The organism is Mycolicibacterium sp. XJ662 (genome assembly GCF_053484035.1).
Genome location: NZ_JBEFTL010000002.1, coordinates 739,082 through 751,025, shown reverse-complemented (window position 1 = coordinate 751,025; position 11,944 = coordinate 739,082). Strand labels below are relative to the sequence as shown.

General features: G+C 62.8%; 15 protein-coding genes, 1 pseudogene and 1 riboswitch. Of the genes and pseudogenes, 6 read left to right on the top strand and 10 right to left on the bottom strand.

Going from position 1 to position 11,944, the window contains the following annotated elements; translation table 11 throughout:
- The first annotated feature begins 21 nt into the window (after positions 1 to 21).
- A riboswitch (SAM riboswitch) is annotated at positions 22 to 133 on the top strand.
- An 85-nt stretch (positions 134 to 218) separates the two neighbouring features.
- Both ABQE93_RS10890 and ABQE93_RS10885 read left to right on the top strand, forming a co-directional pair.
- Positions 219 to 1,640 carry an ADP-ribosylglycohydrolase family protein gene (locus tag ABQE93_RS10890; RefSeq protein ID WP_448407230.1) on the top strand — a complete coding sequence of 474 codons (1,422 nt, stop codon included), beginning with the start codon at positions 219 to 221 and terminating at the stop codon, positions 1,638 to 1,640.
- A 472-nt stretch (positions 1,641 to 2,112) separates the two neighbouring features.
- Positions 2,113 to 2,880: a hypothetical protein gene (locus tag ABQE93_RS10885; RefSeq protein WP_448406559.1), complete on the top strand. Its 768-nt coding sequence runs from the start codon at positions 2,113 to 2,115 to the stop codon at positions 2,878 to 2,880.
- A 53-nt stretch (positions 2,881 to 2,933) separates the two neighbouring features.
- Here ABQE93_RS10885 and ABQE93_RS10880 read toward each other — a convergent pair whose 3' ends face one another.
- Both ABQE93_RS10880 and ABQE93_RS10875 read right to left on the bottom strand, forming a co-directional pair.
- Entirely contained in the window at positions 2,934 to 3,212 is a 279-nt protein-coding gene (locus ABQE93_RS10880; protein WP_448406561.1) for a hypothetical protein, read from the bottom strand.
- A 355-nt stretch (positions 3,213 to 3,567) separates the two neighbouring features.
- Positions 3,568 to 3,897 carry a hypothetical protein gene (locus ABQE93_RS10875; RefSeq protein WP_448407231.1) on the bottom strand — a complete coding sequence of 110 codons (330 nt, stop codon included), beginning with the start codon at positions 3,895 to 3,897 and terminating at the stop codon, positions 3,568 to 3,570.
- A 411-nt stretch (positions 3,898 to 4,308) separates the two neighbouring features.
- Between ABQE93_RS10875 and ABQE93_RS10870 the strand changes: the two genes are divergently transcribed.
- Positions 4,309 to 4,545, top strand: a complete 237-nt coding sequence (locus ABQE93_RS10870; protein WP_448406562.1) for a hypothetical protein — start codon at positions 4,309 to 4,311, stop codon at positions 4,543 to 4,545.
- On the opposite strand, the pseudogene ABQE93_RS10865 reads toward ABQE93_RS10870, so the two are convergent.
- The 8 genes and pseudogenes from ABQE93_RS10865 to ABQE93_RS10830 all read right to left on the bottom strand — a co-directional run.
- A pseudogene (locus ABQE93_RS10865) lies at positions 4,435 to 4,662 on the bottom strand (TNT domain-containing protein); the annotation flags it as partial. The gene ABQE93_RS10870 and the pseudogene ABQE93_RS10865 overlap by 111 nt on opposite strands.
- A 61-nt stretch (positions 4,663 to 4,723) precedes the next feature.
- Positions 4,724 to 5,083 carry a hypothetical protein gene (locus ABQE93_RS10860; protein ID WP_448412373.1) on the bottom strand — a complete coding sequence of 120 codons (360 nt, stop codon included), beginning with the start codon at positions 5,081 to 5,083 and terminating at the stop codon, positions 4,724 to 4,726.
- A gap of 131 nt (positions 5,084 to 5,214) precedes the next feature.
- Positions 5,215 to 5,640: an Imm61 family immunity protein gene (locus ABQE93_RS10855; protein ID WP_448406566.1), complete on the bottom strand. Its 426-nt coding sequence runs from the start codon at positions 5,638 to 5,640 to the stop codon at positions 5,215 to 5,217.
- Positions 5,641 to 5,700: 60 nt separating this feature from the next.
- A complete protein-coding gene (locus ABQE93_RS10850; RefSeq protein WP_448406568.1) occupies positions 5,701 to 7,431 on the bottom strand; it encodes a TNT domain-containing protein in 1,731 nt (576 codons plus the stop codon).
- 9 nt (positions 7,432 to 7,440) lie between these two features.
- Complete coding sequence (locus ABQE93_RS10845) at positions 7,441 to 7,755, bottom strand: ESX-1 secretion-associated protein (protein WP_448406570.1); 315 nt, start codon at positions 7,753 to 7,755, stop codon at positions 7,441 to 7,443.
- 162 nt (positions 7,756 to 7,917) lie between these two features.
- A complete protein-coding gene (locus tag ABQE93_RS10840; protein ID WP_448406572.1) occupies positions 7,918 to 8,652 on the bottom strand; it encodes a hypothetical protein in 735 nt (244 codons plus the stop codon).
- Positions 8,649 to 9,998, bottom strand: coding sequence for a WXG100 family type VII secretion target (locus tag ABQE93_RS10835; RefSeq protein WP_448406574.1), 1,350 nt, complete (start codon positions 9,996 to 9,998; stop codon positions 8,649 to 8,651). The genes ABQE93_RS10840 and ABQE93_RS10835 overlap by 4 nt, the downstream gene beginning before the upstream one ends.
- A 4-nt stretch (positions 9,999 to 10,002) precedes the next feature.
- Positions 10,003 to 10,287: a type VII secretion target gene (locus tag ABQE93_RS10830; RefSeq protein ID WP_448406576.1), complete on the bottom strand. Its 285-nt coding sequence runs from the start codon at positions 10,285 to 10,287 to the stop codon at positions 10,003 to 10,005.
- Between the two features lie 241 nt (positions 10,288 to 10,528).
- On the opposite strand from ABQE93_RS10830, the gene ABQE93_RS10825 reads away from it, so the two are divergent.
- From ABQE93_RS10825 to ABQE93_RS10815, 3 genes are all read left to right on the top strand, one after another.
- Positions 10,529 to 11,227: a mycothiol-dependent nitroreductase Rv2466c family protein gene (locus ABQE93_RS10825; protein ID WP_448406578.1), complete on the top strand. Its 699-nt coding sequence runs from the start codon at positions 10,529 to 10,531 to the stop codon at positions 11,225 to 11,227.
- Positions 11,228 to 11,331: 104 nt separating this feature from the next.
- Positions 11,332 to 11,529 carry an antitoxin Phd gene (locus tag ABQE93_RS10820; protein WP_448406580.1) on the top strand — a complete coding sequence of 66 codons (198 nt, stop codon included), beginning with the start codon at positions 11,332 to 11,334 and terminating at the stop codon, positions 11,527 to 11,529.
- The gene (locus tag ABQE93_RS10815) at positions 11,526 to 11,909 is read left to right on the top strand and encodes a type II toxin-antitoxin system death-on-curing family toxin (RefSeq protein ID WP_448406582.1); all 384 of its coding nucleotides are present in this window, start codon (positions 11,526 to 11,528) and stop codon (positions 11,907 to 11,909) included. The genes ABQE93_RS10820 and ABQE93_RS10815 overlap by 4 nt, the downstream gene beginning before the upstream one ends.
- The last annotated feature ends 35 nt before the right edge of the window (positions 11,910 to 11,944 follow it).

Here is an 11,944-nt window from a genome sequence, read left to right as displayed (position 1 = left end):
CTGTGAGCTAAACTAGGTCTGCTTCACGAGACACCGTCGCCAAGCTCCGACTAGGCGGTGCGCCAACCCCACGCTCGTGGGTGGCTCGGATGACGAAGCGACCGGCGGCAACCGTTGTCGGTAAGAGCGCCCCGTCTTTGGGGCCCGGATTTCCTGGGGTTGATGTGAGTACATTGTGGGCCAATCTCACCACTGCGCAGCGCGATCGGGCTGTCGGCGTGCTGCTAGGCACCGCGGCCGGTGACGCGCTGGGCGCGGGCTATGAATTCGACGATCCGATGCCGACGGACCGCCCGGTCGGAATGATCGGAGGTGGGCTCGGACCTTTCGCGCCCGGCGAGTGGACCGATGACACGTCGATGGCCATCGCAATCGCGGAGTATGCCGCCATGGGTGCGGATCTGCGCCGCGAAACGTCGTTGGACTATATCGTCAGGCGGTGGCACTGGTGGGCGCGCAACGCCAAAGACGTTGGCGTGCAGACACGGAGAGTGCTGTCGGCTGCCGGGCAGAAAGAGGCCAGCGCTCGTAGCTGGCGCGAGGAAGCGGCCAAACTGCACCGGCTCACCGGTCGCACAGCGGGTAACGGCTCGCTGATGCGCACGTCACCTGTGGCGCTGGCGCACCTGGACGACGAGGCCGCCCTGGTGACATCCGCCCGGGCGATCAGCGAGTTGACGCACTTCGATCCCGAGGCAGGCGACGCCTGCGTGCTGTGGTGCGCCGCGATCCGGCATGCGGTACTGACGAGCGAGCTTGACGTACGATTCGGGCTGGGCCACATCGACAGTGAGCGTCGCCAGTTGTGGGCCTCGCGCATCGAGGCCGCAGAAAACTCGGAGCCTTGGGACTTCGCGGCGAATAACGGGTGGGTAGCCGCGGCACTGCAGGCGGCATGGTCGGCTATCGTCACGACACCCGTTCCCGTCGATAACCCCGCCGAAGGGGTCTTCCGCGTCGATCATTTCAGGCTGGCGCTGGAGGCGGCGGTTCGCGGTGGCGGAGACACCGACACGGTGGCTGCCATTGCCGGCGGACTGCTCGGCGCCGCGTACGGCGCGTCGGCGGTCCCGGCGCAGTGGCGGCTCTTGCTCAGGGGGTGGCCGGGGCTGAACACCCGTGGCTTGGTCAACTTGTCCACGAGGATACTCACCGGCGGCAAACCGGAGCGGTTCGATTACACCTACGGAACGCATCCGGGGGGCGGACGTGCGGTGTGCCATCCCCATGATGACGCCGTCTGGATCGGTGCCGCATCGGTGTTGCGTCAGTTGCCCAAAGGTGTCGACGGAGTGGTGTCGTTGTGCCGGGTCGCCGACGGTGATATTCCCGCCGGCGCCGCGCATCTGGATGTCCGGCTGATCGACAGGGTCGGTGAGAACGCGAATCTCGACTTCGTTCTGCTCGACACGGTCCGCGCGATCGAGCAGATGCGTGCCGAGGGACGCACCGTACTCGTGCACTGCCTCGCCGCGCAGAGCCGGACCCCCGCGGTCGCAGCGCTCTACGGTGCTCGGCGAGACAGCATCGGCATCGATCAAGCCATCGATGAGGTATGCGCGGTGCTGCCGGAGGCGGATCCGAACCCGGAATTCCGTGCCGCGCTGCGTCGTCTGCATCCGGCGGGGGCGGGCCGATGAACCGCAGTCCCTATGGCGGGCCGTTGAGACCGTCGACGCGTTGGGCAACCAGATCGTCAGACACCTGGGGACCGTACTGGGATGCGATGTTCCCACCGAGGCTCGTCACCGGTTGGGTCGACTGGAAGAGGGGATCGACCGGCGTTAACGTCGCCCGGCGTTTCTGGGCGCAGCGTGAATATCTGCGACGCACTTATGAATCCGTGTTTGGCGAAGATCCGGAGCGTTGGCCGTCCCGGCATCCCGGCGTGGTGCTGGATGCCGTACCGCGTATCGACCATGCCGCATGCCTGGGATGCTCCTGGTTCGAACCGCACGGACGGGCACCACTGTGGTACGCCCGTCGCCACGAAACCTCCAACGGTGAGTTCCGTGGATAACATTCCGGCGCAGCGTTTCGACAGCCCGAGCGTTCCAAAGGAACGAACGGTTGCGACCGTCTCGCGCCTGAACCACAACCGAAGGGGGGATCATGACTGATGATCGTTTGGCGACAACTGCGGCGTCGTTCGGATGGGACTTTCCCGGCCTCACTCTGGTCTGGGACTACGCAAGCCGAGCGATCGTCGCTGGCGCCGACCAACTCGAGACGCTCTCCGACGACGACCGCACGCGGTCGCTTACGGCTTTGAGCGCACGGGTCCGCACCCTCGCTGACGGCCTTGATGACGGTTGGCTAGTGGCAACGGCGTTCATCATGGTCGAAGACTTGTATAAGTCCTACTTTCACCAGTTTCGGTGGACACCCGGCGTCAAGGACTACATCGCGGCCACCGCGGGAGTGTTCATGCAGGTTCTTGCGCAACGTGGATTCGTACTGCATTACGTCATCGACAACACACAGTCCGAGGCGCTGATAGGGCAGACCCTCGCCTATGTGCCAGCACTTTTTCAAGTGGCAGGATTCTTGGTGACCGGGCCGCAGCTGATGGCGTTGGAACTCATGCATAAAGCAGACCATCGGCCCAGAGATATCGCCGCTATTCCTCGTTACCGGACCGAAGGCCACCATGTAGCCGATCGGTTGATCGCGAGATGCCACAAGCAGCGGCTGTCTTCGGTGTATCTGAACCTGGACCTTGACGACGACGCCCCTGGCCTATCCCTGCAAGTGGCACTGTCGCAAGGTGGCGCGCCTGGAACCATTGTTGTCTTCCGTGATGCGTCCCCGCAGGTCGGCACCGTAGCGAGACTTGCTCCGCCACAGGGCATCAGACTGCCGGGTGCTCGAAGGGAATGAAACCGGCCAGCCTCGCGCCCGGATCATGTCAATCGACATCGGTGGTTCTTCCATCAGGTGGTGCGTCGGCGCCGTTTGAACTGCATGGGTTTGGCTTCGGCTGGTGGTGGTGCGATCCCGGTCTCCTTGTCGTAGCGGGCGCGCTCGACGCCTCTGGCGTTGACCCGACCGTCGGCGGCGTAGCCGGCCAGCTTCGGCGTGGTGGCCAGGCGCGGACCGATTGCGTTCTCGGTCAGCCCGTCGTTCTCCGCCGCCGCCCGAAGTGACAGCTCCGCGTCGACGACGGCATCGGCCAGCGTCTCGTCGATGAGCTGGCCGACATCGTCGAACACGGCGCGAAGGTGCGTGAGAGCAGATGCCGGATCGGCCTTTTCGGCGCGAGCGAGTTCAGACCGGATTCGCGCGTAAAGATTGGCCACGCCACACCGCACCGCGGGAAAAGCGGATACGCAACAACTGCGGATACGTAGCGTATGCGGCTTGGGTCGTCGGTGCATAGATGCCCGGCCGTGCTTGAACGCGGCGTGCAAGTCGCCGATCAGCGCACCTCGGAATGATCGGCCCATCCCCGCCGGCCAGCGACAGACATCGCTATCACCGTGCTCCTGCGGATCCGAGCGGATCAAGCGCGTTGTGCTGATGCGCCGGGGCTTGGGCCGAGTTCGGAACCTTGACGTTCAGCACCGGTTAGGTGTCGGGCATGATCTCGACCGGGTGTTCGCTCAAGGGTTCAATGACGATGCCCACTTCTTTCATCAGCTCGATTGAGCGGTTAGTGTCCATCACGTCCTGTACGTCTCCCTCCAGAATCATGTACGCCGCACGATTCACTCGCTCGTAGAACTCCTTCATCGACTCCACGCTACGAAACGCCGGCAAGTACCGAACGCCGCCGCGTTCAAGCAAAAACAGCCTCTGTTTGCCATCGCGCGTGTCACCGAAAGGGGTGGAGTAATACACCTTGGCGTCAGTGGAAACTGGCTCGTGTTGCTTCTTCTTCCTTCTGAATAGACCCAAGGAACCTCTTGTGTATCGGATGTCGCTGACCACTCAGACTGGCCCTGGCTAGGCGACGCCTTGCTTGACTATGCGCTCAACTTCATCGACTGACATCGACATGAGATGACTGAAGATTAACGCCGGCACTCCCATTACGACCGCCTCGCCCGTCGGAGAAGTCAGCCTGTACACGCCTTCTCGGAGCTGGTGCACTTGGACTTCAGGGCTGAAGCCTTGTGCGTAGAGGTCGCGACCGAGCGATGGGGCGCCGATTGTGCTGCGCGCCAGCGATGCCAAATGAGGTACTTCTCGACGAGATCGAAAGTCGAGAACCTGGCGGCATCATCGCGTCGTTGGCCGCGTTCGCTTACTTCATCGAGTATCCACCGACCGGCGGACTGTCTGAGATAGAAAGATGCGTCATCAGACTTGAAGCAGATCTCAGCGCCGTCACAGTCGGTCGATACTGATGCGTTCGCCAATTGGCTCATGTTCGACCACATCAACCAATTGCTCGACAAGCGAGAGAAATTAACCACTATCCACCAGCCTTCTTCAAGTACTGCGAGTCAAGGAGATGCTGTACCGGCGCGTCCCGTCCATCAGGCCGAGAATTCTGTACTGGATACCCCCGCCCGGTTGATTGAACCAGGGCGCAACCTTTGATCGCTCAATGTGGTACCCGGGTGGGAGCCTTAGAGGATCGTTGACGACGTACTGATGATATGGCTTTGTCGCGCTGTCTGGAGGTAGGGCGCGTTCGGCGAAGGGTGTTCCATCAGCGGATAGCCACGCGCCATTGCTTGAGCCGGAATCCTATGTGCCGCCCTTTCGAAGACAACAGTCAGCCTTTGGATAACAGTGCCGCGTGCGCAGCGTCAAAGTGTATGTCGGAGAGTGCCTTTAGCCACGACACCACGGTGCCTTGTTCCGCATCGAATCCAGGCGTTCTGTGATCATCGTGTGCGTCGTTCAGCTGCAACATGAAGTGCCACTTCTTCGATCGGTTGAGGAGGTCGAACTCGTTCGGTGCGTCGAGCGGCGCGAGCATGAAATCGATGCCACCCTCTCGGGCTGACCAACAGACCTGCAGTTTGCAGTCTATGCCGCGGTAGTACAACGCCCACGCAGGGCGATCTCCGTAGGTGACGGTGCCCTGAACATCCTTGAGCGGGGACCCTGCATTCGACAGTGTGGGCTCCAAAACCAGGCTAGCTCATGGGGTTTCATGGCACGCCCTTTCCCATACACACATGAGCTCGAAATACTTCGTGTCCGAATTCTCAGCGTTCCCCTTCAGGAAGTCGATCGTCGCGCGTGATCGCCGTGCGCTGTCTAAACGACACCTTCGTTGACCATGCGCTCAATTTCGTCGACGGCCTTCGACATAAGATGGCTGAAGATCGTGGCGATAGACCTGGGCACTATGGCTGAACCATCGAGTGTGCGCAGCTCAACGGCGCCTTCTCGTTCCGTGGGGATGGTGTCCACGTTCGGCGCAGTACCGAGAGACTGGAGTTGGGGCCCGAGAGGTTGGGCACCGATCGCGCTACGCGTTACGGAAGACCATCGCCAGATGAGATACTTCTCCGCGAGATCGAGCGTGGAGAATTTGGCCAGCCCATTGTGCCGCTGATTACGGTCATCGACCTTGTCTACCACCCACCAGTCAGTGTCCCGCCTGAGGTGGAAGGATTGGTCATCTGACGTGAAGAGCACTTGGCAGTCTTTGCATTCGGTCGATACTGCGACGCGGCTCATACGGGCGAGGCTCGTCCATTCGACCCAGTTTCTCTCCAGCCGAGAAAAATCATCCATTAGCTACCTAACCTCCCTTAAGAATCCTCGCTCGATCAGTGTGTCAACCGAAGCCTCGTCTCCGTCTGGTGCGATTATTCGGTATTGCGTTCCGCCGCCGGGTTGATTGAACCAAGGCGCTGCCTGTGATTGTTCAATCTGCCAGCCAGGCGGAAGCGCGGTGGGGTCGGCTACGACGTATCTGTAGTACGGCTTCGCGGCGCTGTCGGGTGGGAGTGACAGTTCGGCGAAGGGCGTTCCTTCTGGGGCCAGGTACGTGCCACCCGGGTATCCGAAGCGCCCGAGTTCAGTACCTGCGGAAAGCTGGGCGTCGGGGACGACGGTGCCGGGAATTGCATACGGCTTGCTCGGCAGGCTGTCGTCGGGGTAGATGAGGCTACCGTCAGGCCTGGTGAATTCCGACCCCGGAGGTACTGGATCGTAGCCGTCGAATAACGGCGACTCTAGCGGGAGCGGCGGCGGTGGTCCATCGGGTATCGAGGCATGAGTGCCGTGGTGGCTTGGAACATCAGCGAGCGGCGTAGGATGGTCGACTGTGCCTGTGCCACTTGGCATGTCGATGACATCGTCGGGGATGGCCGCTCCGGCGCCGCGGGCCGCGAGGGCAGCTTCACCGCCGAGCATGGCGCCGGGCGCGGTGATGGCGGTTGCGCCGGCCGCTTCGCCCAGATAGTGCTCGGGGTAGTTCGTCAGGTGCTCGACTTCTTCGGTCATCGAGTCGATCGGGTTGGTTACCCGTTCCCAGGTGCCCTTGGCCAAGTCGCTCCAGGACTCTTTCAAGTCCTCCCACCCGTTCGCGCCGATCAGGTCCTTGATGCCTTCTTCCGTGTCAAACCAGCCGTCGGCGAAACCGTCGGCGAAGCTTGGCTTTGGCACCGGTTCACCCTCGCGCGGCTTGGACGCCGGTAGCGGTTTCTGCGCTGCGGCGACGACGGCACCGAGTCGCTGCTCGATCTGCTCAGGCGGCACCCCGTTGCGCAGCATCGTCTCGCGCGCGAGCTGCTTGAACTGCTCGACCTTCGCCGGGTCGATCGGCACCGGCCCCGCCTGTGGCCCCCCGGCTTGGCCTTGATCCGATGCTGCGGACCGGTCAAGGGGTGCGCCGCTGAGCTGTTCCAGCGCGCTGTCGAGGCTGTCGGGTGTGGACGCCGGTTCGTGCGTCCCGGGCGCGTCACGACCCTCACCCGGCGGGAGCAGCAGATCCTCCAGCGACCGCGCTGCCTTCACCGCCGGCTCGCCCGTCCCGCTGGCGTTGGCTATCGCGCCGGCCAACTCGGCGTCGATGCGCTGTCCGTCGGCGAGCACGGCTGTGATGCGCGCCCGCAGATCGGCGACCTTGGCCGCCACCTGCGCGGCGTATTCCTCGGTCATGTGGCTGGTATCGGGCGGAGTCACCTGATTGGTGGTCTCGTCGATGACCACCGCCGGCTGGGCGGCGGCATCATCGAGGATGCTCTTGATCGTTTCGGCGAGCATCTCGGCGTCGTGCTGGACGCTTGTCATCTGCCTCGCCGCCGAACCGAGATTCTCCGCCACCGCCTCGTGGTCGGCCGCCGTCGCCGTCATCGCCGACTTGGCCGCCTGCGCACCCCGGCCCTCCCAGGTCGACACCGTGATCAACGAACGATAGAACTCAGCCGAACTGGTGTGATTGCTCGCGGCGTCGCGTGCGGACTGGGCCAGATCAGCGATCTCGGGAGGCCACTGCTTGAGCTCGGCGAGGTTCAGCCCCATACCGTCATCTCACAGCGCAGAACCGGCGTCCTCGATCCCCTCGGCGCTGCCGTCATCGGTACTGACATAGCTATTCGCCGCCTCCCGGTGCCCCCGCGCGTGCCTCGTGAACTCACCGGCGAAGCGCGCACCGTCGGCTTCCCACGCCGCCAGCATCTTCGGCAACGCGGCCGCAGCCGACCCCGATCCGAGTGCCGCGTTGCCCGCCCGCAACTGCGCCGCTTCATGCGCCGTGCGGAAACCGCTGGCCTGGCCGTCGAGCCGGTCAGCCGCCAGATGCAACTCGGTCGGATCTACCTTCAGCAGCTCGTTCGGCTGCGACATCTTGACCCCCTTTCCAGCCTTACCTGCACTTTAATGCCGCCGCGGCACCGGGTGATGCAGCAAAAAATTGGCGCAGGGTTGCTGGAACTTGGGGTTCGACTCCCGCTGCCCGGCTGGCAGGATGGCGCTGGAACCCAGCCTTCCTCAGTTTTGTGGCGAGCCTTACCCGAATCGACCGTCAGCCAAGCGCTTCAGCGCCTGCCCGTCGGTCAGTTCGTCGCGGCGATCCGGATTCTGGCAATAAAACCGGACCAGCTCCCGAAGGGCGCGGCCGTCTGGCGTGAACGAGGCCGCTGGCAGCGACAGGACGCTCTCATCGGACATCACCACGACTATCGCGCTCGGTGTCGGTGCCGATTCGTTCGGTGAGGCGTCAGTGACGTCTACGACCTGAGTCCAGTCGCCCTCCTGCGGTCGCCACCCTTGCACGAACTTGAATCCGTTGGGAGTCAAGCGCAAATACTGCAAGCTGCCGCGGCGGAAGGTTCGCCACACAATTGGTGCACCCATGATTGCGGTTACCGCGGTGACGAATGGAAAGTAGAGTCGGAACTGCTCGGGGACCGGGATTTCCACCATTCCGAGAGGCGCGAAGATCGCGTACAAGCCGCCGGCGACGACGAGGCCCAGCAGAGAAGCTTGGAGTGGAACGTCGATGCCGCGATCTGGGCGGATGGTCGTTCCTTCCGAGTCGAACTCTCCTCGCGGCGAGACCTTTCCGGGCACAGTCCTAGCAAACGGGATGATGAACCCAAGACAGAACACCGCGAATCCGGCCGACACTGTTGCGGTAAGGAAGTCCCCGCGCGCAATGTTGACGACCGCCCAGACCGCGCTGAGAATACCGACAGGCCCAAAAAGCAAAGCGCACAAGATGGCAAGGGGAAGCATCTTCACTTCGGGCACACTACGTTGCCGATGATGCCCCCGACATACCCGAATGTCCACGTGCCAGCCATGCTCCCTCCCACCGCGAAGGCTGGTGCCAATTGCGGAGCGCCGAGGGCCGAGACTCCGGCCGCCGCCAAGGTGCCACCCGCATAGCCCCCGCCAACCCCTGCGCCTCCGGAGATCGCAGCGACACAGCCGTCGTAAAACGTCTTCGCCGTCACGGTGTCGTAAAGTGCTGTCGCCACACCTAACGTCGGACCGCCATACTTGGCCGCCTTTCCAAGGTTTTCGACCGATTGCGGTGAGAGCATGGGGATTCCGCGCTTGGCCTGTTCCTCCAAGCCCGTGAGCGCACCTCCGACAGTCGTGAGCGACGGGTGAGTGAAGAACTCATCTGGCAGGACGCCATGGCGGCCATCGGGCGCGATCACACCTCCCGTGGTCTTCCCGTCTGGAGTTTCCGTCATGGTGATTTCGGTGCCGTCGGCGAAACTGATGGATGTGTACTTCGTGCCGTCGTAGTTGGTCTTGTCCTGCGAGAACGTGCTGGAAACTTCATTATTATGCTTGTCGTAGTAGGTGTCCTCGATGCACGGAGCGAAATCGTTCCACTCGTATATTTCATGCCTGCTTCCGTCCATCATCATCAACGTCTTTCGCACCTGACCGTCTTCTGTCACCCATTCCCTGCTCTCACGAACCGTCTGCGCCATGTCGTTATCTCGAACGACACCCTGTTGGATAAGCCCGTTCAGCGTCATCGGATTCGGGACCTCGTCGGCGGGCCTGGCCAACCCCGATGCGGGATTCAAAGCCGGAAGTTCATTCGGCCCGGGTAGAGCGAAGCCGAAGTCCTGAGCGGCAGCCTGCACCGCCTGTGCGGTTGCGTCATCCGCGTCTCCGACTGCGGTTAGTAGGCGGTTGATCTCCTTCTGCTCTGCTTCCGCCTGGGCCAGCAGGCTGGCTGCCTTTTCGGCCGAAACGCGGGCAGGCTTGATGAGCACTACCCACAGATCCGTTACTTGGAGCTCACCGGCGTCTACTGCGTCCGCGTGACCTAGCAACGCTGCTCGGGCACCTCCTATCGATCCGCTGCCCTTCTTCAGCGCTGTCGCGACCGTTTCGGTGTAGTGCGCGAAATCTGAGGTCGTATCGGTCGCGCGGCGAAACATAGCCGTCGCCGCGTCATGCGCCTGACCCGACCATGACTGCGCCGCGGACATACGGTCGATTCCATCGTCAAGATCTCGCACCGATCCGTAAACGGATTGACCCGCACTCTGTAGAGCCGACGCGGCGGACGCCAGCGAATCGGGATTCCACGATTGTAAGCGGGGACGTGAGGGCAGCACCGGATCAGAACAGCCCGTCGAATGTTCCCGCAAGAGCGCTGTCGGTCACCTCGTATCGGTCGCCCGCGCCACGAACGGCTCCCCCCATGTCGTTGACATTCTTGGCGATCGCATCCGCTTGCTGGGTCAAGTGCTCGCCGACGAGGCGCATTGCCCACTGTGTGGTGGACCCGGCAAGACCATCGGCAGAGGTCGTTGCCTTAGCGCCCACGTCGGCGCTCTTGATGCCCGCAGACGCTGCACTTACCTGCCCTGCGAATGCACGAAGTACTTCCGGATCGACAAGCATAGAGTCCCCATTGGCTATCGCCCGCTCGCGCGGCTACGTCTCTCTGGCAAATTAACCCTAACGCCCCTGCGACGCGCGAAGGCACGGAAATTTCCCCGGCTGTACCTCCTGCGCGAGCCGCCACGAGCGTCCGCTCCGTTTTCGCTGGCCACGGGGTAACCGGCCGGCGACGGTCATCGACTTCGGCGGGGTCAGCTGGCAGGATGACGACTGGTATCGCCCTCGACCGAAGGTTCACATTGTGGCCAATAGTCCTGTCTCCGTTGACTTTCACTTCGACATCATGTGCCCGTACGCGTACCAGACGTCGCGGTGGATCCGCGAGGTGCGCGACCTGACCGGTCTGACCGTGAATTGGCGTTTCTTCAGCCTCGAGGAGATCAACCGCCAAGAGGGCAAGAAGCACCCCTGGGAGCGAGAGTGGTCCTACGGCTGGTCGATGATGCGCATCGGCGCGTTGCTGCGCCGCCAGTCGATGGCCAACCTCGACGCTTGGTACGAACGTGCCGCGCGGGCGCTACACGTCGAAGGCTCCAAACCGCACGAAAAGAGCATCGCCCAAGCCCTTTTGACCGAACTCGGATTCGACCCCGGGCTCGTCGACCAAGCCATCGAAGACCCGAGCACCAACGACGAGGTGATGGCCGATCACCAACGCGTCGTCGACGCCGACGGCTACGGCGTCCCCACCCTGTTCTTCCCCGACGGTCAGTGCCTGTTCGGCCCGGTACTCATCGACCCACCCGCCGGCGAGGCGGCGGTGCGGCTGTGGGACGCCGTCGCCGCCTGGACGGAGTTCCCGCACCTCTACGAACTACAGCGGCCCAAGACCCCGGCCGACCAGCAGGCGATCGTCGAGTCGTTCCGCCCGTACCTGCAGGGCCGCGACTGGGTCTCGATCAACCGCGGTGAGGTCATCACCTTCGACCCGCCGCGTTGACGCTGCGTCTCAAGGGCAAGCCCATTCGTCCTTTAATCGCCAGCTGCGCAGCGTGCAGCAAATGTGATACCAGTTTCGGTACTGAACCTGGTACCGTGCGAAGTATGCCTGCCTTGAACGTCAACTTCAGTGACGAGGAGATGGAGCAGTTGCGTACCGCGGCGTCGGCTGCGGAACTGTCGCTGCGCGCGTTCGTACATCGCGCCGCCATCGAGGCCGCGAGTGATCACAAGCGCCGCGTGCGTGAGGCTGCGCGGATCGTCGCAGAACGCAGCGCAGAACTCAATCGTCGCCTGAAGTGACCGAATACCTGGACCGCGACGACGTTCTCGTCGCCGGTGCTGCCGCCGTCGGGGTCTCGCTGAGGGTCGCCGACTACGGTCTGCTCGATGCGGCGGTGGCTCGACACCAAGCCACAGCCTTTGGGGTTGACGCCTATCCCGACCTGTTCACCAAAGCAGCGGCATTGTTGCAGACCCTCGCGCGCAACCATGCGCTGGTCGACGGCAATAAGCGCACCGCGTGGGCCGCTACCTGGACGTTTCTGTATCTCAATGGCGTCGAGTTGGATCCCGGCTTCGACGTCGATGACGCCGAGAACTTCATGAATACCGTTGCCGCCAAGGGGGATCTGGAGTTGGCAGAACTCGCGCTGGCGCTGCACGCATTTGCGTCCGAATGACCGGACCTAGGCCCCTCGGTTCCGCCGACATACCC

Bases quoted from the DNA above. Each gene is read 5' to 3' on its own strand.
- ABQE93_RS10885 (WP_448406559.1), top strand. From the start codon at position 2,113: ATGACTGATGATCGTTTGGCGACAACTGCGGCGTCGTTCGGATGGGAC.
- ABQE93_RS10855 (WP_448406566.1), bottom strand. From the start codon at position 5,640: ATGAGCCGCGTCGCAGTATCGACCGAATGCAAAGACTGCCAAGTGCTC.
- ABQE93_RS10850 (WP_448406568.1), bottom strand. From the start codon at position 7,431: ATGGGGCTGAACCTCGCCGAGCTCAAGCAGTGGCCTCCCGAGATCGCT.
- ABQE93_RS10845 (WP_448406570.1), bottom strand. From the start codon at position 7,755: ATGTCGCAGCCGAACGAGCTGCTGAAGGTAGATCCGACCGAGTTGCAT.
- ABQE93_RS10830 (WP_448406576.1), bottom strand. From the start codon at position 10,287: ATGCTTGTCGATCCGGAAGTACTTCGTGCATTCGCAGGGCAGGTAAGT.
- ABQE93_RS10820 (WP_448406580.1), top strand. From the start codon at position 11,332: ATGCCTGCCTTGAACGTCAACTTCAGTGACGAGGAGATGGAGCAGTTG.